This is a genomic window from Shinella sp. WSD5-1 (genome assembly GCF_963942435.1).
Classification (GTDB): domain Bacteria; phylum Pseudomonadota; class Alphaproteobacteria; order Rhizobiales; family Rhizobiaceae; genus Shinella; species Shinella yambaruensis.
In genome coordinates, this window is the sequence record NZ_OZ012604.1 from 18,391 (window position 1) to 41,960 (window position 23,570).

Genomic DNA, 23,570 nt, shown 5'->3' on the forward strand with positions numbered 1-23,570 from the left:
CCAAAGTAGTGCTTCTGTAATGGGCCTTTGTCCGTCAAGTCCCTCTGAATGATTATCTCGTCGCTGGGGTCATGCTTCTGTCCGTGGTCAGCACGAAGACTGCCACAATATGCCATCAGATCAACAAGCCGACAGGTCAATCTAGGGAGCGTGCTTCGCCGAAGCGGTCACAGCACTACACACGACCTTGCCAAGCCTGCGTCCCAGCGACGGGACTTTATCAGATGCAGACCTTGTGCTTGCCTGCATCAATCACATATCTCTCCTCATGCCGCGACAGGGCTTGCGCTCCAGCGAAAGTCCGTTGCATCCACCCACATGCGGTGAAGAACGACACCGAGTTTGCGTGCAAGGGCGACCTTCGCGCGCTTCATCCCGCGACGTCTGGCCACATCGAGCGCCCAACGCTTTAGACTGGAAAAGCGCGTCGCCCGCGTCAGCATTATGTGGGCGGACTCAAACAATGCCGTTCGCACCATTGCGTCGCCGACCTTACTGACGCCGCCATCGCGATCGGTTTCGCCGGATTGATATTTCTTCGGCGTCAGACCGAAGTAGGCACCCACCGTCCTGGACTTTTCGAACCGGGCAGGATCATCAACCGCGGAGCGGTAGGTCAGCGCAACCAGGGCACCGACGCCTGGTGCACTCATCAGCCTTTTGCAAACTTTGTCGGCGCGGGCGATCCTGAGCATCTCGCGGTGCAGCTTCGTAAATTCGCTCCACAGCGCTACTCGCGCCGTCAGCATCGCGTCAATCACTGTCGACAATGTCGAATGCCCTGCAATCAGTTCGCGGATGCGCGCCTCGAAACGCCCGCGGCTGACCTCGCCGACCTTTAACCCATAGCCACGCAGGATGCCCCGAATACTGAGCTCGACGTCGAGCAGCTTGGATTGCAGAAGCTTGCGGCCGACCAATAGAGCCCGAGTGTCCTGGGCCGGCGACGATTTGGCGTGAACCGGGCGATACCATCCCATGCGGAGCAGTTGCGCGATCCCTCGTGCATCCTTGCGGTCAGTCTTCACCGTCATCGCCGAAAGCGCCGCCTTCACATGCCGCGTTTCCAGCAAAACCACATCATGCCCCGCAGCAACGAGAGCCGCATACAGCCATTGGGACAAAGGCCCCGCTTCAAGGCCGATGCGCTCTACGGGAAAGCCCAGTTGATCAAAATACCCGACCAGGCATTCTGGCTCGCTGCCTACCTTGACCTCCCGAACCAGCTTGCCCGTCGCGTCGACCACACACACGCTGCTCTCTTTCAGCGAGACGTCGATTCCTGCATAATACTCCATGGCTGTTCCTCGCATGATGCTTGAGGCCGATCGCTCGGACCTCGTTCCAAACATCATCATTCTGAGGGACAGCCACCAAACTGGCTAATCGTGAGACGCCGGCCCATTACGGCATCTGGTGTCGGTCAGAACTTTTGCTTTGCCCGCTTCGGCATAAAATAGGCTCGGATATTGACGAGCGCTTCGGCGACGGCAACGTCATCCTGACGGGTCGCTTTCCGTTTTGCCTCGCCGAGCTTGCGGATTGGCGCGATGATATCGCCAGTGACGGCATGACCTCGAAGGACGGGCTGCCAAAGCTTGGGTGCGTATCTTGTTCCCAACAGAAAGCAGAGGTCCCAATCGAAGGAAGCAAAGGTTTGATCATCGATCCTGGTGAACTTGGGCCGATGGTCTTTCGGCGTTTCGGCTAGGCTCGCCGATATCCGGTTGTATTCCGCAACGATGGTCTGCACGGCCCGATGCTCGGTCGTTTCCATCGGCAGGTTCAGGGCATCCGGGCCAGTCAGCTCCGGGATCCACTGACGTGGGTCGATAAACCTCGGGCCGATGATGAGAGCCGTGAGGTAGCCGTCGAGGCCGCTCATCGACCAGATCGGCGAGACTGGACGGCGTGCCCTGATAAACGCCTCGAACGCCTCGTCATCGAGCTTCGGTCGTGCCGTAGCCCCTTGGCTGTTCTGTGTCATGCCGCCCGTCGCTCCTGATCTGCAATGCTCTCGCGGTCGGCCTTCCAAGTCCATGGAAAGAGCGTATCCATCCGGTTCGCGGTCACCTTGCCGGAGATGATGCGCTCGAGCACGTCGGCAAGCCAGGCTTCGGGGTCTACACTATTGAGCTTTGCCGTGTTGACGAGCGATGCGAGGACCGCGAAGGTCTTGCCACCGCGTTCGCTGTCCACGAACAACGAGTTCTTCCCCGTCAGAGCCACCGATTTCATCGAACGCTCGACCACATTGGAGTCCACTTCGATCCGGCCATCCGCCAGGAAGGCTGCCAGTCCGTTCCAGTGGTTGAGCGTGTAGGTGACGGCCTTGCAAAGCGCCGATTTCGACGACACCTCGTCGCTCAGTTCGGTGAGTTGGGCCTTCAGTTCGCTCATGACGGGCGCTGCTTCGCGCCGCCGTACCCTGAGCCGGGTAGCCGCCGCGACCAATTGAATCAGCCTCATCGGCTAGAGGCATTTCCACCAACGCCGCTTCCACGAGACTCATCCTCGTCCGAGCTTTGAATCGAGTTCAAGCCCAACCCGCCTAGAAGGCCAATAAAAAATCCCGCCGACTGACCACCCTTCCTTAGCGGGAAGCGCGCCGCCACCTACACGGCTAAGCCCTGGTCCGAACGCTTGTTGGATCACTTTTGTTGATGGGATCATTGCCTGAGTAGGCGTATCGGTTTGTCCCTACGCCCTCGATCGTCGGATCCCAATCGTCCGGCGAGATGAACCGCCCATAGGTCGGGTCGTAGTAGCGGGCATTGAGATACATCAGTCCCGTCTCCGCATCGAAGCGTTCGCCGATGTATCCCTTCTGTGTCTGCATCGCGCCGTTACCGCGCTCGCCATAGGCCGCATACCCGGTTGCCTCGACGAGATTACCCGTTGCATACGTCACCTGATGCACGGAGGCTTGCCTACGCGCGCTCAAAATCCGTTCGCCGCAACGCAAAGGTGGCGTCAGCAATGTCATCAAATGCCGAAATCCGCCGTCCTTCAGACCCGTGCACCAACGCCGAGCCGGACTACACCCCCAGAACCTTTAACATCTCTTCCCGCTCATTGTTGTCAATATCTCCATCAACTAAATCTCCGATTTCATCAAGCCTTCCTATGATTTCTACGATCAATTCTTCGTCGATTGCATCGTACTCAATATCAATCGGATGAAGCGCTCCACTGGTTGCTCGGGCAACGTAGCCGCGGCGCACAAAGGACGCCCATTGCTGAACATCAGCAGCGGCGCAATAACCGCTGCGCCACTCCTTCAACACTTTTATCAAGGCGGAACGTGAAATTGTTAGTTGAGGAAGTTTCGCAGCTGCCTCCTGTATTTCGGGATGACTAGCGGCCAGAACTACTGAGAGGGAACTTATGTCACCTTCTATCACTGCAGTGATTGCTACTTTCAAATTTTCCACTATGGGCCTCCATGATTCCATTTGGTATCGGTAACCCCATCCGGGCCTATCGTCTCCTTGAATTCGCGAACAACGCTGCCGGTCCCATCAACTTCTTGAACATAGCGTTTTCCGTAACCCGTATTTCGCGCTGGTGAGAAGAACTCAAATCTCTTACCTTCACTCGTGATGGGGTCAAAAACAAGGGCCCTCGGCAGGCGCTGCTTCAGCAACCGCACCGGCGAGATCGAACGCGTCACCGGCGAGGCCGCCGAGCGCATTGCCAGCACAATCGATGAGAAAACCGGCAGCATCGAGGAGCGCCTCGGTACGATGGACCGGAGCATTCGCCTCATGCTGCTTGCCGGGACTTCTAACCGGCGCGGTAGTCGCCCCCCTTCTCGATCAATTCCTTTCCCTCCCGCGCGGCGTAGGCCGCCCTGGTTACGCGGCTCCTCGCGCAGAAACGACTTTCCGATGTCGATCAACAGGAGCCATCCATTGCCGCAGGTTAAGGCGGCGATCACCGCCGTCGTCGCTAGCTCCACCGCGCGGGTGGCACGCCTGCGATGTTGAACCAGACTGTGTCCGTGGCAGCCAACGCGACGACGGCGCTCATCCGCTCTTGGGAGGCGTCAGGCCTGACGCTGCGACATCGGGCTTTATCGAGCAATGGGCGAGCAGTTCAATAGCCCGCTCGCGAAGTCTCCCTTCGCATCGACATAGGTATAGAGTGTCGCTAAAGAGACGCCGAGTTCGGCTGCGACATCGCGGGCGGCATTACCGGATAGCAAAAGCCGACTGCGAAACCCTATGTGGGTTTTCTGTTCCCTTTGGTACTCAGTCCCCGAGTCAATGCCACTTGCGGTTTTGCTACGCGAAGCTCATACCCGATCAACGAGTGCGAATGATGAGCGGTGCGCCCTGGAAGCCCCGCAAGATCGGGCTCCTTGCGCTTACCATCTTTGGTCCGTCGTCACCGAACCGGAATAAGTCAAATCTTCCGTGCCGAGATATGGAGCAGCTTCAAGGACACATTGATAGCTTTCATGATATCATTAAAGATAGCTTTATTACGCGCAATCAGATTGATATTACGAAATCATGCTATCTGATTGCATTTAGAAAGCTTTCATGATTTCTTGCTATCAATCATGACTGGCAGCAAAGGAGGCCGATCTTGCCGGTAATATGCGCAGCCAATCCCAAAGGCGGGGCGGGAAAATCGACAACCATTCTCGCCATAGCCTCAACCCTGGCGCAGCAGGGCGGATCGGTCACGATCATCGACGCCGACCCCAACAAGCCGATCACGGACTGGCGAACGGGCAAAAGCGCGCTTTCGATCAAGGTCCTGAGCGAGGCCACGGAGGGCAATATCCGCGACCTCATCAACACCGCGGCCGCGGAAGCGCAGTTCGTCTTCGTCGACTTGGAAGGCACTGCCAGCCGCCTTGCCTCGCGCGCCATCATCCGCGCCGACCTCACGCTCATTCCGCTGGGGGGGAGCGCGCTCGACGCCAAGCAGGCTGCGCGGGCCGTCGGCCTAGTGCGGGAAAGCGAGGAGGATATTGGGCGCAAGCTGAGCTTCACGCTCGCCTTCAACCGGACGAGCCCGCCGCCCTTCACCCGGCGCATCGAGCGGGAGATCGCCGAGCAGATGCGGAGCAACGATCTGCCAGTCCTAAGCACGCATCTCTATCGCCGCGAAGCCTATAACGCGATGTTCATGGAACGGCTGAGCCTATTCGAACTCGATCCGCAGCAGGTCAACGGCCTCGAGGCCGCAATTGACAACGCTGTCCAACTGACGGGGGAGGTGCTCGAACTCCTTCGCCGTGGCTCGGAGGAAAGGGCTGCGTAATGACTAGCGACCTCGGTTTCGGCAAGACGAAAAAGCTCGACCTCACCGGCTTTGCCCCGCGCCCTCCCGAAAAGGCACCGGCGCAGGACGAGCAGGCAGCGTCCGATCGAGCCGCCGCACGCGTCGGATTTCAAAGCCGCGAACCGGTCCAGCGGGTCAAGCGCATCCGCAAGACGAGCGAACCCCTGGACCAAGCCTTCGTGCGTGCGCCTATCGACGTGATCAACCGGTTCAAGCGATACTGCAATGAAACCGGCATGTCCTACGGCGAGGCGCTCGATGAGCTGATGCGCAAATCCGGCATCTAGCTCAGGACCTATCAATTGAAGTATCTAATCTGGTTCACTCCTCTAGGAAGAGGTCATGACAGGTGATTTGTTTCAGTTGAGCGAGCGTCAGATAGCTCGGATTTATGCGCTGTCCATGCTGGAACCGGCTCGGAATCTTCATCTATGTCTTCGCCGCCCTGGCGGGCGACGGGTGGCGTCCCGTCCCGATCATGGTCGCGGTGGGCTGTGTCGCAACCGTCGCCAACGACTGCAGCCTGATTACGATCAACGGATAGCCAAAAAGATTGGAGCCGACCACGACAGAAAATCGCTGCTCCGATGACATCCCATAAAATTGAGGCGTTTGACCATGACCAAAATCGTCCATGCTACCTTTCCCCGATCAGCCGAAGAGAGCGAAGAAGAGCGAAAAATTGATAGGCGACACCAAAGCGACCTAGAAGACGCTTGCCGAGCAATTTTTCGAAACGGAACGGATTCCACACCTGGTCTTGAAGCTCATCATGCTGAGAAAGCAGCCAAAGCAGTTCCTGTCGCGCTGTATACTGATCGTCTTCAACTCGGAACCCGCAAGAACGTCGAGTGGTCTCTGGCCCTCCCGAATGAAGGCGAGTTTAAGCTCTCGATTTCACGAGAACCCACGTATGACGATTTTCAGTTCGTTCTTTCCATCCTGGAGATCATCAAAGCGCGTTCACCGCAAGTCGCTCCGCGCCTATCAGAAAATGAGAAGCACGCTCAGAACGCTCAGCGCGTCAAAGAAACCGTAGCGGCTAGGTTGATCGGTGGCGATGACGATGCATTTTTGAAACCCGTGCCGGCCGAACTGGCCGAGATGGCTGCAAAGGTTGCTTCGCAAAGCCCGCTGGTCCGACGCATCGGCAATTACTCCGCAACCGTACAATGGTCCTTCAGCCTGACCGATGGGGCCGAATTCAAAATTGGTTTCTCCGAGCGCCCAGATCTTACCGACCTAGAATGCGCCATCGACGTACTGAACATTGTCCAAAAGCGCTATCTGTCCGCTAGCACTGGCGAAGGGTGATCGTCGCCGTCTTCGGTTACCCCTAGGTCAAGGCCGCCAAGGTCCGACCACCAGGACTGCTTCTTCATGGTGATTTTCGCCTTACATCAAGGCGACCAATGAGGAGATATCCATGGCTTCCCTTGCCGTCACCATGAAGGGCGAACTGCTGGCCCATCTCGGCGTCAAGTCGGGCGAACGGATCGAGCTCGACAAGTTGCCGGGGGACAAACTGCGGGCAAAGAGGGCGCAGTCGGCCGGCACGATCGATTCCTTCATCGGCAGGCATGCGGGCAAGGTGGAAAAACCCTTGGCGATCGACGAGATGAGCGAAATCGCCGAAGCATGCTGGGCCGGCGGGAAATAGAGATCACCGTCGACACCAATATCCTTGCCCGCGCCGTCCTGCCAGGCTATCCGCAGCAAGGAGCAGCGGCGGCGGAACTTCTGCGGGAGCAACTCTGATCGCTGTCTGCTTGCCGAACCTGTGCAAATTGATCTGGATCCTGCGCTGGGGCGCGACACTGTCGAGGGACGAAATCGCGCAAACGATCCACGGTCTTCTCAACGCGGGCAATGTCGTGATGAACTGCCCCGCCGTGGAAGCGGGCCTCATCGCCCTCGAAGCCGGCCGTGGTTTTTCCGGCGGCATGATCACCCGTGAAGGAGCATGGCTCGGCGGAAACTGCTTCGTCTCCTTACAAGAAGGTTGCCGAGCTGGTGACACAACAAGGTCAAGCCACCCGGCTTCTCATATGATGCACCTGAACCTTTCCAGCCAAAGCGGTCGGGTCGGGGTCATGCACACTTGCTGGTATTGCTCCCGGCCAGCCCCATCAAACGCGCGACCCGCAGTGCGACGGCACGTTTCGCCTGGACGCGGTCCCCGTCACGACGGCGGATTTCGCAGTCCGGCATCGTGAAGACCTCAAGGCCCTCCTGCAGCGGGCGGAAGTTTGAGCCGAGCCCCGTCACCAGGCCATGCTTCATGCGATAGAAGTCCGACTGGGCGGTGTAATAGCCGGTCAGACCGACCCGTGCCGCCTGCAGATGGGGATGGAAACGGCCTGTCAGCATGAAGTCGCCGGCCTCCAGCGGCAGGCCCTCGTTCAGGAGGCTGTGGTTGTCGCGCATTTCGACCTGCGGAAACCGGGCGGCAATCGCCTGGTACAACTCCGCATCCTCCTTCGAGCAGGCCCAGAACACCACCCGGTCGAATTGATCGAACAGCCGCGGCCCTTCCTCTCCCGTCGGCCCGAGGACGGACTTTGCGCTGAAACCGGACAAATGCAGCCATTTCCCGGCATGCCCAACGGTCTGGACAGGGTAGAGAAACGCATCATCCAACCCTTCCGACAAGGAGGGGCAGGCGCCGATGATGGAATGCAAGGCCTGAACGCTCGCCGCGTCCCGGCACTCGAAGAGCTGGCAGCCTTCGACGATGGTCCGCCAGGCGGCGGCGCCGACCGGGTAGACCTTGTGGAAGGGGGCGATGCCCAGTCCAGTCGCAACGACCGGGACCGACAGTTGCCGGCCAAGCTCCACGACGGCGCCCAGCAGCCGCGTGGCGTTCCTCCAGTTCGCGCAGGCATAACCGCCGCCGAGGAAATGGAAGCCCCGGACGTCCTGGAACTTCGAGGCGTTGGACCGCGCATAGTCCACGCCCTGCTCGTGGAAGCCGGCATATGAGCCTTCCACCCCGTCCGCATGCCGCGGGATGGTCTTGACGTAGTTTACGTCCTTGAAACCCCGCAAGAGCGCTGCCGTCGCCGATGCGCCCTTGCCGTCCACGGTGATCGGCCCGTCATAACCGAGGTTCCGGTAGAACCGCAGCCAGTACTGGACGAGCAGCTCGTCGCCAAAATTCGGTGCCCCGTTACCCGCCAGAAGATAAAGCACTTGATCCCATCACGTTAAAGGACGCACCCGCCAACGCCGCACGGTATAGCGGGGGAGGGCCACGGCGTCATCTCCTTTAACGAGACCACCCACATGAATGCGAAGGACCACGCTACCGGCAGGAAGCGGCGCTCCCGAAGGCGGAGCGTCCCTTCTGCGGTTTCCATGAAGGTTCTGTGACAAAGGTGCTTCCGCCGGGCTGTAAAATGCTGGAGAAAGGACAGGTGAATTCATCTTCTGTCGAAACCCCGCCAAGCGCGCCCTTCGATCCGCGCGACCCTTCTAGGAACACATCCATGGCCGAAACCACAGCGGAATACTGGAACCGATACTACGGCACGCGGACATCTCCGGTTCCCAATATTCCTTCCCAATTCGCGGCCTTCGTCGCGCTGGAAGTGACGGCGGGCTCCACCATCGTCGATATCGGCTGCGGCAGCGGGCGCGACAGCCTCTTCTTCGCCAGTGCCGGCTTCAACGTCCTCGGCGTCGACGCCTCCTCGGCCGCCGTTTCGCTTTGCCAGCGCACGGCAGAGGAGCGAGGCATCGGCCGGGCCTCCTTCCTCTGCTGCAATGTCGACGACCCGGACCTCGCAGGGAAGGTCTCGGCGGCCACGGCAGGACGGATCGTCGTTTATGCCCGCTTCTTCCTGCACGCGATCCCGCACGAGGCGGAGCTGGCCTTCCTGCGGACGGCGGCCGCGCTGCCCGAACTCGACCTCCTGGCGATCGAGTTCCGGACCGACCGCGACGCACAGCAGACGAAAGTCACCGACAGCCATTACCGCCGCTTCATCCCGCCGCTCGACCTCCTGTCTCGCGCCGCGAAATTCGGCTTCTCGCCGGTCTACTTCACGGAAGGCTTCGGCTACGCGAAATATCGCAACGACGATGCACATGTTGCCCGGGTGCTGATGCGCAGGACGTAGAGAGCCACCCCAGATTTGTTCCACCACATTGCCAGGCGCCGAAGCGATGCCGCTTCGGTTGGAGATGCTTTAGCAGGAGCCGTATCGTGCAGATCGAGATACTGGATTTCGGCCCGGCGATCATCGCGGGTCGCCTCACAGAGACCGGAGAGCGGCCGGTGAAGCTGCAGCTCTTGGCCGACGGCCTTCCCTTGGCCGGCAACTGGGGCATACCGGCCCCGGACCGGGACGGGCAGAGGTTCCGCTTCAATCTCTCGCACATCTGGTCCTATATTGGCAGCCAAGCCCGCCTGCAGCTTCGGGCGAACGACATCACGGCGGACCTGCCGCCGCCCGCCTTTGCCGGTGTCCCGAAATTCAGCCTCGAGGAACTCAGGCAAAAGCTCGAGACCGGCCACGTCTTCAACGAAAAGGGTAGACTGCAGCTTTCAAAGACTGTCGATACGGCCTGGCAGAACGCTATGTTCACGCTGTTCGATAGCATTTCCACCATCCTGGCAACAAAGGGTCTCAAGCTCTTCGTCCTCTACGGAACCCTGCTTGGCGCCTATCGCAACGGCAACTTCATCGGGCATGACCACGATTTTGACGCCGGCTACATCTCCGATCATACCGATCCGGCCAAGGTGGTCGCGGAACTGGTAGATGCTTCGAAAGCCCTATCGGATCATGGCTATCGCGTTGCGTGCAAATTGTCTTGCATCTTGGTGACGGACCCGAAAACCAATGTGGCGATCGATGTATTCCATACGTTTTATGATGGGAATGGAAAGCTCCTATTGCCCTTCGGCATCTGCGGTACAAGGCATTTCATGAGAAGCGACTTCCGCGGTTATGCCGACATAAACCTTGCCGGGCGCAAGGTCCCTGCCATCGCCGACACGGAGGCATTGGTCGAAAGCATTTACGGGCCGCACTGGAAGACCCCCAATCCCGGCCACAACTGGGAGCTCGACAGGACCGAGCGATACCCCCAAGGCTATGCCAGGCAGTATCACCGCGGGGCGATCTACTGGAACGATTATTACGCCCACAACCGCAAGATCCTGCCGCCTTCGTCCTTTGCGCGATTTGTATCCGGATCCGGCCATTTGCGGCGCCATGTCGTGGACTTGGGATGCGGAAACGGCAGGGACAGCGCCTTCCTCATGACCGGCCGGCAGACCGTGATCGGGATCGACAGCTGCAGCACCGCAATCAGGGCAGCACAGGCCCATGCCGTACCGAAGCCGCGGAAAAGCTTCCGCCGTGCCCTGAAGGACCTGTTTCGCAGGCGGCCGGCCCTGTCCTTCGTGCATGGCGACATAGCGGATTCCGAAACGCTGGCCAGGCTCCTGCGGACGGCCAGGCGCGGAAAGGGCGGCCTGACGCTTTACGGCCGGTTCCTGCTCCACGCCATCACGCGCATCCAGCAGGATGCGTTCCTTGCCTGCGCGTCGAAGGAGCTCAGAGCCGGCGACACGGTCGCCTTCGAGTTCCGGACCGACCAGGACGAACCGCTGGCCAAGAAACGAAAATTCGGCGGCCGCCGCTTCATCAGGCCGCAGGCGGTCGAGCGCCAGATGGCCGAACTGGGCTTTCAGCTCCTGGAACGCCAGGAGGGCACCGGCCTCTCGCCCCATCTCGGCGAAAACCCGTACCTTTGCAGGCTTATCTTCATGAAAAAGGGCTAGCCGGAAGGCGGGCTGTATTGGCCACGGTGACGGAAGAGGTGGATTGGCGGATGAGCGGGCTTCTCAATCCGGATTGGGGCTTCATCCAGGAGCATTTCGACTGGCTCGGCCATATCGTCGAGGGGCTTGTCATGGCGGTGGTCGTCGCCGTGATCGCCAGGCCGCTGTATCGCTGGCGGGACGCGACCCTCATCGGCCTTGCCTTCGCCATGGGCCACTTTCACGGACGGGAAAAAAGGGATTACGAGGTCTCGGTGCAGATGCCCCCGCCCCATCTCAATGGCTACCGCATGTGGGACTGGAGCTGGGACCAGGCGACGGACTTCTGGCCGACCGCGATCATACTGATGGCGGTCATGTATGCCGCCTACCGCTCTCGTCGCTAGAGTTCGACGGCTCGGCAGTTTCAGTGCCTCTCAGCCTGTGTTAAGTGCGCCCGTGCGGAACGCGCCGCCGCCTTTAAATGAACACGGAATGAAGTGCATGGAATTGCCAGTCTCCCTCTCGGCTCCGGCCATTTCTGATCAGAAAGTGCAGAACGTGCATCTCGATCCGCGCGGGCCCATCGGCGCTTCGGACATTTCCATGGTTCTGTGCGTCCGATCGCACGACGCAAACCCCTGGGTGATCGACCGCATCGCGCTGATGGGAGAATATTACGCCCCCGCGCCGAAGATCATCATCGTCGATTTCGGTTCGCCCGCGCCCCACGCCGCCCGGATCCGGGCGGTCTGCGAGGAGAAGGGATACAGCTACGTCCCCGTCGACGACACGGGCGTCTTTTCCCTCTCGACGGCGCGCAATGCCGGCTTTGCGGCGGCCGACACGCCCTTCATCTATTTCGCGGATCCCGACTTCTTCAGCGAAAGGGATCATTTCGGCAGGCTCGTCGACATCATCAACACCATCGAGGCCACCGAAACCTTCGATCTCGTGCTCAACATCCCGGCCTTCCATCTGAACGAGGAGAAGACCAGGGATTTCTTCGCGCGCACGGACATGGACGAACGGTCGAAATATCTGGGCCGGCTGTCCTTCTACAGCTATTTCGAGAACTTCGATCAGCCGGCGGGACAGTTCGTCGCGCCCTACAGCAATGTCTTCCTCATCGGATCGAAGCTGTTCTCCTATCTCGGCGGCTACGATTCCAGCTTCCGGGGGCACGGCTCGGAGGATTTCGAGTTCCTGCTGCGCTACGGGCATTATGCCAAGCACCTGCCCATGCCCGACGAGCCGGCCGAAGACCGCTTCGGGCCCGGCCGCGCCGCGTTCTTCCAGCAGAAGACCTATAGCGGCTTCCGCCGGCTGTTCGAGGCCCTGGCGCTTCCGGCCGAATCCCTCGGGCTCAAGACGTTCCACCTGTGGCACCCGAAGGACAAGGCCTCCGACTGGTACAGGAACAACGACTGGAAACGCAGCCGCTTCGCCGAAGCGACGGCGGTCTATGTCGGCAGGGACGAGCGCCTGCTCGGCGTCGATTTCCTGCCGCGCGCCGGAAAGCTCGCCTGCATCTGCAAGAACCCCCACCATTGGGGCTATTTCGTTCCGCTGCGGCTGGCGGGTTTCGAGCTGGTGCCCGTCTTCGGCGAGACGGACGAGGACATCGCCGCGCTGACGGCGGGGCTGGCGGAGGGAACGTTCGCCGGCATCGCCGTCTTCAACCCCTATATGAAGAGCCACAGCCGCTTTGCCGATGCCGTCGCGCTCGCGCGAAAGCTCGGCCGGGACGTGGTGGTCATCGAACGCGGCGCCTTGCCGAACACCGTCTACTATGCCGACGACGTGTCCTATGCCGCACCGTCCTATTCCCAGGAGGCGTTCGACCGGGAGGTGTTCTCGCCGGAAGAGCTTGCCGCCGCGCAGGCCTATGTCGCGCGCCTGCGCGAAGGGTCCATGACGCTGGAGGCGATGGATCCCTATGCCGTCACGGCCGCAAAATACGCGGGAACGAAACAGCCCGGAACGCCGACCTGCCTGATCCCGCTCCAGCTCGACGACGACATGGCCGTCACCCGGTTCCTCAAGGGCGAGCAGAGCTACCACGACTTCGCCGCCGGCCTGGGGCGCCTCGTCGAAGCCAATCCGGACATGACCTTCGTCATCAAGCCGCATCCGCTTTCCAAGCTGGACGCGCTGCCGCGCACGCCGAACGTCGTCATCGCCGACCGGGCCGACAACATCCATTTCCTCATCGACCATGCCGATGTCGTGCTGTGCTACAATTCCGGCGTCGGGCTCCTGTCCCTCCTGCACGGCAAGCCGACGATCACGCTCGGCAACGCGTTCTACAGCCTGTCGCAGGCAGGGTTTCACGCGGCCTCAGCGGAGGAGGGGATCGCCAGCTTCCGGTCGGGCGCCGTGCAGGCCCCCGAGGCGGGCCTTGTCCGGCGGATCGCGGCCTGGTTCGTCCTGCGCAAATATTCCGAATTCATCGCAACGGACCATATCGTCGAGTTCGAGAGCCGCAAGAGCCACGGCTACAAGGACATCATGATCACCGTGCTGCGCTGGAAGGACCACCGGATCGCGCTCGGCCGCCTGCGGCAACGGGCGCCGTTCGGCCGCAAAAGCTATCTTGCCGCCCGCGCCGGGGTGATCCGGGAGGCGCCGGCCAGGAAGACCAAGGCCATCGGCCCCCTGCGCCGGCCGCTGGTGCCGATCGTGCGCTTCTTCATCGGCCGCTTCGGCTCCCGCTCCGCCCAGCGCAAGTTCGAGGCCGGGCCGGTCGAATTCTTCCAGTCGCTGCGCAAGCCCGCCTACCGGCTCGTCGGCAGGATCCTGTTTCCCGGATAGGGCCGCGATCGCGCCTGCGGAAGAGGCCGCATGGCGAAAAATGCGACCATATTATGGTAATGTTGACTTTCAAATTCATAATATCTATCGGTCATTGCTGAACCGCCGGGAAACGGCAATCCTCAACCCGGGTCGTCGACGTCAGGCTGCGCCGCACGGCGCCTTGCCCGCGTTGCACGGCCCCGCTTCGCACATCCGGAAGGCTGCAGGTCATGCAGTGTATCATCCCCCGTTCCTTCCGCCGCCGCATCAAGCCCATCCCGGCCGAATTCCACTGTCGGGCAAGCTGAGCCGAAACCTTCAGCAAAATAGCCCCCGATCCGTTTGAAGTGCGCCCCCTGCGCAGGGGAGGGCGCGTATTTGTGTTGGAAGGACGATTCGAATGGCAATTACGATCGATGCAAGCAAACTGGGGACGACCGGGGTTGCCTTTGCGACCAATACGGCCGGCGCCGAGGGCGTCGCCGATTATATCGCCGATTACTTCAAGGCCCTGACGAAGCCGGGCGGCTATGACTTCTACGGCGGCACGCCGGACAGTTTCCGCGGCCGGACCTACTACATGAACGGCGACCAGCTTGCCTTCAAGTACAACCAGGACGGCGCGCCGAGCCCCTACCGCGTGGTGCTGGAGGGCAAGGAAATCGCCTATGACGGCATCCATCACCCCACCCTCGGCAGCCACGGCATTTCCGGCGCCGTCGACAGCATGACCTTCGGCCAGTGGGTGGACGGCGTCACCACCGGCGATTCCACCCTGGGCCTGGACGGCCTCATCAAGGGACTGGCGGAAGAGCTGAAGATCACGGGCTTCGACATCGACGTCGCGCCCGGCACCAACACCAATTCGGAGACCAACCCCAATCCCGTCGATGCCCTCTACTCCATGCTGCTAACGGGCGACACCGCGAAGATCTACGCCTATCTGTCCACCTTCGCGCAGAACTTCCTCGGCTCGGCCGGCAACGACACCTACAAGGGCACGGCCAACGACGACACCGTGACCGGCAATGGCGGCAATGACAGCCTCGACGGCGGCGCGGGCAACGACACCGCGATCTTCTCCGGCAACCGCTCCGACTACACGCTGGCCAAGAACGAGAGCGACGGCAGCTGGACGGTGACGGACCTGCGGACCGGCGCGACCAGCGATGGCACCGACACGCTGAGCAATATCGAGAACGTGACCTTCGCCGACATGACGCTGGTCATCAGCGAGGACAACAAGGCCCCGACCGACCTTGCCCTGTCGAAGTCGACCATCGACGAGGACGCGGTCGTCGATTCCGTGGTCGGCATCCTTTCGGCCACCGATCCGGAAGGCAAGCCGCTGACCTATACGCTGACGGACGATGCGGGCGGCAAGTTCAAGCTGGTCACCGGCACGAGCGGCCAGACGCAGCTGGTGGTCGCGGGCGCCCTCGACTACGAGACCGCCACCAGCCACCAGGTGAAGGTGAGCGTTTCGGACGGCGTCAACACCGTCGACAAGACCTTCACCATCGCCGTCGGCGACGTGGCGGACGGCACGGACCAGTCGCGCGGCACGATCACGCTGGACGCCTCCGGTTCGAACGGCATCGATTTCGACGCCTTCCTGCTCGGCGGCTTCCTGGCCGGCACGACCAGCACCGGCTTCCCCAGCTTCGACAATGGCGACGGCTTCAGCGGCAAGGAGGCCTATTTCAACTATGGCAGCACCGCGACGTCGAAATATGTGACCGCGCGCGGCTCGTTCGGCTACGACATGTCGACGCACCGCATCGCCGGCACGATCGAGACGATCGAATACGGCACGCGCGGCTCGGGCTCGTTCAACAGCGACGGCTCCTTCACCGGCGGCAATCCGCTGCTCCGCATCACCGGGCTCAGCCTCACCAACAGCGCGAACGCGGACTCCAAGACCGGCGAAGTGCACAACTTCACCTCCGCCCACATGTACGGCGCCAACGGGGATGCGGCACGCCTCCAACTCTACCTCCAGCACCTCAAACAGTACGCCCAGAACGTCACCGGTTCGAACGGCGCCGATATCTATGTCGGCACCCGCTTCAACGACACGATCAGGGGCAATGGCGGCAACGACACGATCGACGGCGGCCTCGGCGACGACACGTTCGTGCTGAACGGCAAGAAGGACGACTACAGCTGGAAGGAGAACAAGGACGGCAGCTGGACCGTGACCGACAAGCGCTCCGGCAGCAATGACGGCGTCGACACGCTGAAGGGCATCGAGAAGCTGAAATTCTCCGACGAGACGGTGACGATCGGCGAGCCGGAGAAAACCAACCTCATCGAGGGAACGGCCGGCAACGACGTGCTGGCCGGCACGGACAGCGCCGACAAAATTCTCGGCCATGGTGGCAACGACGTGCTCTACGGCAAGGCGGGCCACGACGTTCTGAACGGCGGGACCGGCAACGACCAGCTCTTCGGCGGCATCGGCAACGACCAGCTCTATGGCGGCGACGGCAAGGACACGCTTTACGGCGGCAAGGGCAACGACGAGATCTTCGGCGGGGCCGGCAACGACACGCTCTTCGGCGGCGCAGGCAAGGATGTGCTCTACGGCGGTGCGGGCAAGGATGTCCTTTACGGCGGCACGGGCAATGACGAGCTCTATGGCGGCGAGGCGAACGACGAGCTTTACGGCGGTACGGGCCACGACAAGCTCCAGGGCGGCGCGGGCCACGACAAGCTCTATGGCGGAACCGGCAACGACGTTCTGGAAGGCGGCAGCAGCAATGACAGGCTGGCCGGGGGCGCAGGCGCCGACCTGCTTTCCGGCGGCGCCGGCAAGGACGTGTTCATCTTCGCCGCGGTCACCGATTCCACGGTCAAGACCTCCGGCCGCGACACGATCCTCGACTTCAACGGCAAGGCCGGCGACCGGATCGACCTGTCGGGCATCGATGCCAATGGCAAGGCCGGCGGCAACCAGGCCTTCTCCTTCATCGGCGCGGACGAATTCTCCGGCAAGGCCGGCGAACTGCGCTTCGAGAAGGCGGCGTCCGACACGTTCATCTACGGGGACGTCGATGGCGACGGGAATGCGGACTTCGCAATCCAGGTGGCCGGCAGCACGACCTTCCTGAAGGACTATTTCATCCTCTGAGCAGAGAGATCCCGAACAGAAGCGCCGCCCTCCGACGGGGGCGGCGTTTCGATTCCTGCACGGCCGGGCAGGAGATCAGCCCCGGAGCGGGACGCGGCCCTCGGCCGGCCGCACGTCCTTCGCTGCCGCGGCCTTGAGGGGCATCGAGGAATGGACCCACAGGACGTCCTGTTCCATGGTGAACTGGAACCGCCGCGGATGGGGATGGGTGTCGCTGACGGATTGCATGTCGTTTATCGCATCCAAGAAGTCTCTGGGCGATATCTTCACGTAATGTCCCCCCAGGAGCTCCAGGCTGACATACACTTCGGAAACGGACTGGGCGGCGATCTTCATTTCCCAGAGGAAACGCCAGTTGGCCGGCTCCGCTGCCTGTTGCGTGTTCATTTCATGCCTCGTGTCATTCTCTGCCGCATGGGAAGGCACCCTGCTTGCATAGTCTCAAGGCCGTTGCGTGGCAATATGGAAACCCTGCCGCCGGGAGCAAGGCGCGCTTCATGCCGCTTCGCACGAATTCCGGCCATACGCCGGACACTGCCAAAATCGGACCGGATCCCGTGGTTTCCGCCAAATTTGTCGTCATCCCTGCGCCGGCGTGAAAGAGGAACATCCGACAAAAATCCAAAAAATCCATTTTCGAAGAGGCTTCCAGCCTCGTTTTGGCTGGTTTTATAGGTTTTAATAAGTTTTAGACGTGAAAAGTCCGTTTTTCCTTTTTGATAACAACAGGCTACCTCCATTAGATGTCGGTGATGTACGGTTTGTCGTCGGCAATGTACGGTTTGTCGTCGGCGATGTACGGAAAATTGTCGGCCAAATACGGTTTTCGACAGAATCCGACAGTTTCGACGCGGGGACGGACGGGGAAACTTGTCGTCGGTAATGTACGGCGAGCTGGCGGAAATTTGTCGTCGGCGATGTACGGGCGGCGGACAAATTTTTGTCGTCGGTAATGTACGGGCCTTCCACGATTTTTGTCGTCGGCCAAGTACGGGGCCGCGACAAAATCAAAGATCGGCGAGGAGCGGGGAAAGCGGCAGCTCGCCTTCGTTGCGATAGCGCATGCGCAGCATCGACCCGTCCTTGCCGTCCTCCAGCGACAGGTCGTATTCCGGCATCGGGAAGGCGAGGGTGCGGGTGACGAATTCCCTGAGGTCGTAGGAGAACTTGCGCAGCTCCTGGGTCGAGCCGCTGCGCTTGTAGAGCTCCTTCAGGCTGTAGGTCGCCTCGGTCTTCCCGGCCGCCTTGCGCGCCAGGCGATAGATGAAGCGGCCGAGGCCGGAGCTGATCAGGAAGTAATCCTGGTGGAGCGTGAGGAGGGGGAGCGTGCGCTCGTTGCGCACGACGCTGGTATAGACCCAGTCGGGTATGTTGATCTCGATCGTTTCGATGCGGTTGGCCCCGGTGCGGCTGACGACGCTGTAGCCGCTGATCATCGGGCGGCTGTCGACCTGGCGGCGCTTGCCGCCGGAAAGGTTGACGACCTTGATGGTGGTGTTGGCGAGCCGGTCGAGGGCGGCTTCCAGGTCCTCGTAGGATTTTCCGCCATCCGACCGGCGGCAGAATTTCAGGATATGCGAGGCGCTCGGTCGATAGGTCTTCGGCGGCAGGCTCGGCCTCAGGCCCTTGGCTTCGCTGCTGCGGTAGTTCTTCACCTCGTCGGCGAGATACGACACCATGTTGAGGAAGATGTCGTAGTCGAAGACGGTGGCAAGGCCCGTTTCCGCGCCGCCCTCGATGGTAATGAGGCTGTCCTTCAGCTCGTATTTGATGATGCCCTTGTTGGCCTTCTTGCTGAGCGAGAAGGGAGCGACGTCCATGAGGTGGACGTCGTCCTTGAGCGGGGCGTCGTAGATCGTCGGCACGAAGAACATCAGCTGCGTGTCGTCCTGCGGCGCCGTGCGCAGAATGCGTTTCGGCGTGGTCTCCTGCATCAGCGCGGCGGTGACGTCGGCCTTGATGGAATCGTTGCGGATCGCCTCGCCGAGGCGGGCGAGCAGCATGTCCGTCCTGCTGTCGCTAAGGTTTTCCAGCTTCAGATCGGCCCAGACCCGCCGGCTGTAATAGCGCCGCAGCCGGCTCAGCGCGTCCTTGTCGAGCTGCACCCGCTCGCGCTCGTGCTGGTCGGCATACTGGTCGGCCAGCATCTGAAGATAGCTGTTCTTTTCGTGCAGGGAGAGCGCGCTGAAATCGGCGCGCGTCATCATGGAAAAGCGGGGAGCCTTCATGTCCGGATCTGTCCTGTCTTCGGCCCGGTCCTCGTCCTTGCGGGGCGAAAGGGCGCGTGTCGTGACGGGATATAACCAGTCGGAGGCCCTTTCTGCCAGTGCGGATCGGCATGCGCGCATCGGCCAAGCGACAGAAAGCCTTTTGCTATCGCGCGGGCGTTGTGCAAAGAGAGCGGCATGTTCAATGGACCATCGGAGCCCGCATTGACGTCTCTTACACATCTCCAGCGGCTGGAAGCGGAGGCTATCCATATTTTCCGGGAGGTGGCGGCGACCTTTTCCAAGCCCGTCATGCTCTATTCGGTCGGCAAGGATTCCTCCGTCATGCTGCATCTGGCGATGAAGGCCTTCTATCCGGCAAAACCGCCCTTTCCGTTCCTGCATGTCGATACGACCTGGAAATTCAAGGACATGATCGCCTTTCGCGACCGCATGGCGGCCGAACTCGGCTTCGATCTCCTCGTCCATATCAACCCGGAAGGCCTCGAGCAGAACATCTCGCCCTTCACGCACGGCTCCAGCACCCATACCCATGTGATGAAGACGGTGGCGCTGCGCCAGGCGCTCGACAAATACGGTTTCGACGCGGCCTTCGGCGGCGCCCGGCGCGACGAGGAGAAGTCGCGCGCCAAGGAGCGCATCTTCTCCTTCCGCAACGCGGCTCACGCCTGGGACCCGAAGAACCAGCGCCCGGAAATGTGGAGAACCTACAATACGCGCGTCGCGCCGGGAGAATCGATCCGCGTCTTCCCGCTCTCCAACTGGACCGAGCTCGACATCTGGCAGTACATCCTGAAAGAGGACATTCCGATCGTGCCGCTTTATTTCGCCGCCCGCCGCCCGGTCGTCGAAAGGGACGGCATGCTGGTCATGGTGGATGACGCGCGTATGCCGATAAGAAAGGATGACAGGGTGGAGGAGCGCCTGGTGCGCTTCCGCACGCTCGGCTGCTATCCGCTCACCGGCGCGATCGATTCCGACGCGGCGACGCTGGAGGACATCGTGCGGGAAATGCTGACGGCGCGCACCTCCGAGCGCCAGGGCCGGATGATCGACAAGGACGAGGCCGGCTCGATGGAGAAGAAGAAGCGCGAGGGGTATTTCTGATGGCGGCCGCCGCACCGGACCTCTCCGCAAGGGGGATCGCCGACTACCTGCGCGAGCAGGAGAACAAGTCGCTCTTACGCTTCCTCACCTGCGGCTCGGTGGACGACGGCAAGTCGACGCTGATCGGCCGCCTGCTCTATGACACCAAGCTGATCTTCGAGGACCAGCTCGCCGCCCTCGAGCGCGACAGCCGCAGGCACGGTACGGCCGGCGACGAGATCGATTTCGCACTACTGGTCGACGGGCTGGAGGCCGAGCGCGAGCAGGGCATCACCATCGACGTCGCCTATCGCTTCTTCGCCACCGACCGGCGGAAATTCATCGTCGCCGATACGCCCGGCCACGAGGAATATACCCGCAACATGGCAACGGGCGCCTCGACGGCGGATCTTGCCGTCGTGCTGGTCGACGCGCGCCAGGGCATCCTGCGCCAGACCTGCCGCCATGCCTATATCGCCTCGCTGCTCGGCATCCGCCACATCGTGCTCGCCGTCAACAAGATCGACCTCGTCGGCTACGACCGGGCGGTGTTCGACGGCATCGTCGCGGATTTCCGCGCCTTTGCCGGCGATCTCGGCTTCACGACGATCCAGCCGATCCCGCTTTCGGCCCGCCATGGCGACAACGTCACCCGGCCGTCGGAAAACACGCCCTGGTATCAGGGCCCGCACCTGCTCGACCATCTCGAGACGGTTCCGGTCGAACAGGACGGCCGCGAGAAACCCTTCCGCTTTCCGGTGCAGTACGTGTCCCGTCCGGATCTCGATTTCCGCGGCTTTGCCGGCCAGGTCGCGTCCGGCTCGGTCGCCGTCGGCGATCCGGTGACCGTCGCCAAGTCCGGCCAGTCGACCCGCATCAGGCAGATCGTCACCAGGGACGGATCGCTCGACCGGGCGGTGGAGGGGCAGGCGGTGACGCTGGTCCTTGCGGACGAGCTCGACGTCTCGCGCGGCAACATGCTGGTGGCGCCGGGCGACCGGCCGGTCGTCGCCGACCAGTTCCAGGCCCATGTCATCTGGTTCGACGCGACCCCGCTGATCCCGGGCCGCAACTATATCCTGCGCACGGAAACGGACAGCGTGGAGACGACGGTGACGGCCCTCAAATACGAGGTGGATGTCAACACCTTCGCCCATCTCGCCGCCAAGGCGCTGCACATGAACGGCGTCGCGGTGTGCAATTTCTCGACCCGCGCGCCGATCGCCTTCGACAGCTATGCCGCCAACCGCGCCACCGGCAATTTCGTCTTGATCGACCGGATGAGCAACCGCACGGTCGGCGCCGGCATGATCGATTTCGGGCTGCGCCGCGCCGAGAACGTGCACTGGCAGGCGATGGAGGTCGACCGCAGGGCGCGGGCGGCCCTCAAGCACCAGAAGGCGGCGGTCGTCTGGTTCACCGGCCTTTCCGGCTCCGGCAAGTCGACGGTCGCCAACCGGCTCGAAAGGTTGCTGCACGCCGAGGGCCGCCATACCTACATGCTCGACGGCGACAATGTCCGCCACGGCCTCAACAAGGACCTCGGCTTCACCGCCGAGGACCGCGTCGAGAACATCCGCCGGGTGGCCGAGGTCGCCAAGCTGATGAGCGATGCGGGCCTGATCGTGCTGGTCTCCTTCATCTCGCCCTTCCGGTCGGAGCGGCAGCTCGCGCGCGACCTGATGGTCGAGGGCGAGTTCATCGAGGTCTTTGTCGACACGCCCATCGAGGAATGCGCGCGGCGCGATCCGAAGGGGCTGTACAAGAAGGCGATGCGGGGCGAACTTGCCAATTTCACCGGCATCAGCTCACCCTACGAGGCACCGGAAAACCCCGAAGTGCACCTTCAAACTGTCGGGGCCGATCCGGACGCGCTGGCGATGCGGATCCACGCGGTCCTGGAACGCCGGATGGAGGGATGATCGAACGCTTCCGGGCCGAGCGCCCGCAGGCGTATGACGATAGAGCGATGACGATCGACGCTGCGAAAACCCCGACCTTTGCGCTCCATATGAATGGCTGGAAGCGAGCCGTCTTCCAGTCCTTCTTCCCGGAGCGGCGCTTCATCTATCTGCCGCTGAACGTCACGGCGGAGGCGTTCGAGCGCAAGTGGATGGCGCGCATCGCCGCGACGCAGGGGGCAGAGGTCTTCATCTGGGGCCATAACCTGCCGGCCAATCTCGAGACCTTCGTGCGGGAAAGAAACATCCCCTGCTTCTTCATCGAGGACGGGTTCCTGCGCTCGAACCGGCCCAACGCCGCCCGCACGCCGCCCCTGTCGCTGTCGCTCGACAGCCGCCGGCCCTATTTCGACAGCCGGGGGCCGTCCGACCTCGAAGTGATGCTGGAGACGCATGACTTTTCGACCGATCCGAAGCTGCTGGACCGGGCGCGGGAGGGGATCCGCCTCATCGTCGAGGGTGGCCTCAGCAAGTACAACACGGTGTCCAGCCTGTCGCTCTCGGCCCTTCTCGGCGAGAAGACGCGCCCGCGTGTCCTCGTCATCGGCCAGGTCGAGGACGATGCCTCCATCCTCTACGGCTGCGACCGGAAATTCGGCAACAACGACCTCGTGCGGCTCGCCGCCGCAGAAAATCCGGAGGCCGAGATCATCTACAAGCCGCATCCGGACGTGCTGAACGGCGTCAGGGACGCGCAGTCGGACCCGGAGGAGGTCGCCCATCTCTGCCGCATCCTGCACGAGAGAATCCCGCTCGCCCAGTCCTTCGAGACGATCGACAAGGCCTATGCGATCACCTCGCTCGGCGGCTTCGAGGCGCTCCTGCGCGGCATTCCGCTGACCGTACTCGGCTCGCCCTTCTATGCCGGCTGGGGCCTGACCGACGACCGGCAGCCCAATCCGCGGCGCACGCGCCGGCGCACGGTGGTGGAGGTCTTCGCCGCCGCCTACCTCCTCTATCCGACCTATTTCGAGCCGGCGACGGGTGCGCGCTACACGTTCGAGCAGGCCGTCGAATGGCTGACGCTGCGGCTGAAGAACCCGCAGGACTATGCCAACGAATTCGGCGACGCCGGGCCGGCCGGGTGGCGGCCCTGGGGCGCCTATGGCATTCTCGGCTGGCGCCATCTTCTGCCCTTCGTCCTCGTCCCCCTCATCGGCTGGCGGGGGAACAGGAGGCTCGTTGAGAAATACAGGGCCAACCCGATCCGCTTCTTCCGCGAGAGGACGTCCCTGAAAGCCCGCATCGTCGGAAGGATCCTGTATCCCTTCGACGCATCCAGATAAGAGGAGGGC

20 protein-coding genes and 2 pseudogenes are annotated in these 23,570 nt (G+C 61.8%); 13 read left to right on the top strand and 9 right to left on the bottom strand.

Features of this window, described 5'->3' with window-relative positions; genetic code table 11:
* Positions 1-266: 266 nt before the first annotated feature.
* From AABQ55_RS34970 to AABQ55_RS34995, 6 genes and pseudogenes are all read right to left on the bottom strand, one after another.
* Positions 267-1,298: an IS110 family transposase gene (locus AABQ55_RS34970; protein ID WP_272809361.1), complete on the bottom strand. Its 1,032-nt coding sequence runs from the start codon at positions 1,296-1,298 to the stop codon at positions 267-269.
* Positions 1,299-1,423: 125 nt separating this feature from the next.
* Complete coding sequence (locus tag AABQ55_RS34975) at positions 1,424-1,987, bottom strand: UPF0149 family protein (RefSeq protein WP_272809360.1); 564 nt, start codon at positions 1,985-1,987, stop codon at positions 1,424-1,426.
* Positions 1,984-2,448: pseudogene (locus AABQ55_RS34980) on the bottom strand (IS66 family transposase); the annotation flags it as partial. The pseudogene AABQ55_RS34980 and the gene AABQ55_RS34975, both read right to left, overlap by 4 nt.
* Before the next feature lie 175 nt (positions 2,449-2,623).
* Entirely contained in the window at positions 2,624-2,986 is a 363-nt protein-coding gene (locus tag AABQ55_RS34985; RefSeq protein WP_272809359.1) for an RHS repeat-associated core domain-containing protein, read from the bottom strand.
* A gap of 52 nt (positions 2,987-3,038) precedes the next feature.
* Positions 3,039-3,434 carry a hypothetical protein gene (locus tag AABQ55_RS34990; protein ID WP_272809358.1) on the bottom strand — a complete coding sequence of 132 codons (396 nt, stop codon included), beginning with the start codon at positions 3,432-3,434 and terminating at the stop codon, positions 3,039-3,041.
* Positions 3,434-3,727, bottom strand: a complete 294-nt coding sequence (locus tag AABQ55_RS34995; protein WP_272809357.1) for a hypothetical protein — start codon at positions 3,725-3,727, stop codon at positions 3,434-3,436. The genes AABQ55_RS34990 and AABQ55_RS34995 overlap by 1 nt, the downstream gene beginning before the upstream one ends.
* An 866-nt stretch (positions 3,728-4,593) precedes the next feature.
* Here AABQ55_RS34995 and AABQ55_RS35000 point away from each other — a divergent pair.
* The 5 genes and pseudogenes from AABQ55_RS35000 (at position 4,594) to AABQ55_RS35020 (ending at position 7,350) form a co-directional block, all read left to right on the top strand.
* On the top strand, positions 4,594-5,277 hold the full coding sequence (locus tag AABQ55_RS35000; RefSeq protein ID WP_272809356.1) for a ParA family protein: 684 nt from the start codon (positions 4,594-4,596) through the stop codon (positions 5,275-5,277).
* Positions 5,277-5,585: a hypothetical protein gene (locus AABQ55_RS35005; protein WP_272809355.1), complete on the top strand. Its 309-nt coding sequence runs from the start codon at positions 5,277-5,279 to the stop codon at positions 5,583-5,585. The genes AABQ55_RS35000 and AABQ55_RS35005 overlap by 1 nt, the downstream gene beginning before the upstream one ends.
* A gap of 331 nt (positions 5,586-5,916) precedes the next feature.
* A complete protein-coding gene (locus tag AABQ55_RS35010; RefSeq protein WP_272809354.1) occupies positions 5,917-6,612 on the top strand; it encodes a hypothetical protein in 696 nt (231 codons plus the stop codon).
* Between the two features lie 112 nt (positions 6,613-6,724).
* Positions 6,725-6,958, top strand: a complete 234-nt coding sequence (locus AABQ55_RS35015) for an AbrB/MazE/SpoVT family DNA-binding domain-containing protein (protein ID WP_272809353.1) — start codon at positions 6,725-6,727, stop codon at positions 6,956-6,958.
* Positions 6,955-7,350 (top strand): annotated as a pseudogene (locus AABQ55_RS35020) (VapC toxin family PIN domain ribonuclease). The gene AABQ55_RS35015 and the pseudogene AABQ55_RS35020 overlap by 4 nt, the downstream one beginning before the upstream one ends.
* Positions 7,351-7,389: 39 nt before the next feature.
* Here the strand turns inward: AABQ55_RS35020 and AABQ55_RS35025 are convergent.
* Entirely contained in the window at positions 7,390-8,490 is a 1,101-nt protein-coding gene (locus AABQ55_RS35025) for a hypothetical protein (RefSeq protein ID WP_272809352.1), read from the bottom strand.
* A 296-nt stretch (positions 8,491-8,786) separates the two neighbouring features.
* Between AABQ55_RS35025 and AABQ55_RS35030 the strand changes: the two genes are divergently transcribed.
* The 5 genes from AABQ55_RS35030 to AABQ55_RS35050 all read left to right on the top strand — a co-directional run bounded on the left by AABQ55_RS35030 (position 8,787) and on the right by AABQ55_RS35050 (position 17,000).
* Positions 8,787-9,419, top strand: coding sequence for a class I SAM-dependent methyltransferase (locus AABQ55_RS35030; RefSeq protein WP_272809351.1), 633 nt, complete (start codon positions 8,787-8,789; stop codon positions 9,417-9,419).
* A gap of 461 nt (positions 9,420-9,880) precedes the next feature.
* A complete protein-coding gene (locus AABQ55_RS35035) occupies positions 9,881-11,092 on the top strand; it encodes a hypothetical protein (RefSeq protein ID WP_338341962.1) in 1,212 nt (403 codons plus the stop codon).
* Positions 11,093-11,142: 50 nt separating this feature from the next.
* Positions 11,143-11,478, top strand: a complete 336-nt coding sequence (locus tag AABQ55_RS35040; RefSeq protein WP_272809349.1) for a hypothetical protein — start codon at positions 11,143-11,145, stop codon at positions 11,476-11,478.
* Between the two features lie 97 nt (positions 11,479-11,575).
* Complete coding sequence (locus AABQ55_RS35045; RefSeq protein WP_272809348.1) at positions 11,576-13,885, top strand: capsular polysaccharide export protein, LipB/KpsS family; 2,310 nt, start codon at positions 11,576-11,578, stop codon at positions 13,883-13,885.
* A gap of 382 nt (positions 13,886-14,267) precedes the next feature.
* Positions 14,268-17,000: a hypothetical protein gene (locus AABQ55_RS35050; protein WP_272809347.1), complete on the top strand. Its 2,733-nt coding sequence runs from the start codon at positions 14,268-14,270 to the stop codon at positions 16,998-17,000.
* Positions 17,001-17,075: 75 nt separating this feature from the next.
* Here AABQ55_RS35050 and AABQ55_RS35055 read toward each other — a convergent pair whose 3' ends face one another.
* Positions 17,076-17,387 (bottom strand): hypothetical protein, encoded by a 312-nt coding sequence (locus AABQ55_RS35055; RefSeq protein ID WP_272809346.1) that lies wholly within the window; start codon positions 17,385-17,387, stop codon positions 17,076-17,078.
* Between the two features lie 620 nt (positions 17,388-18,007).
* Positions 18,008-19,228: a replication initiator protein A gene (locus AABQ55_RS35060; protein ID WP_272809345.1), complete on the bottom strand. Its 1,221-nt coding sequence runs from the start codon at positions 19,226-19,228 to the stop codon at positions 18,008-18,010.
* Between the two features lie 177 nt (positions 19,229-19,405).
* Between AABQ55_RS35060 and cysD the strand changes: the two genes are divergently transcribed.
* From cysD to AABQ55_RS35075, 3 genes are read left to right on the top strand one after another with little or no spacing between them, the layout of a single operon-like run.
* Positions 19,406-20,335 (top strand): sulfate adenylyltransferase subunit CysD, encoded by a 930-nt coding sequence (gene cysD, locus AABQ55_RS35065; protein WP_272809447.1) that lies wholly within the window; start codon positions 19,406-19,408, stop codon positions 20,333-20,335.
* Positions 20,335-22,236 (top strand): sulfate adenylyltransferase subunit CysN, encoded by a 1,902-nt coding sequence (gene cysN, locus AABQ55_RS35070; protein WP_272809446.1) that lies wholly within the window; start codon positions 20,335-20,337, stop codon positions 22,234-22,236. The genes cysD and cysN overlap by 1 nt, the downstream gene beginning before the upstream one ends.
* Positions 22,233-23,561: a capsular polysaccharide export protein, LipB/KpsS family gene (locus tag AABQ55_RS35075; RefSeq protein ID WP_272809445.1), complete on the top strand. Its 1,329-nt coding sequence runs from the start codon at positions 22,233-22,235 to the stop codon at positions 23,559-23,561. The genes cysN and AABQ55_RS35075 overlap by 4 nt, the downstream gene beginning before the upstream one ends.
* The last annotated feature ends 9 nt before the right edge of the window (positions 23,562-23,570 follow it).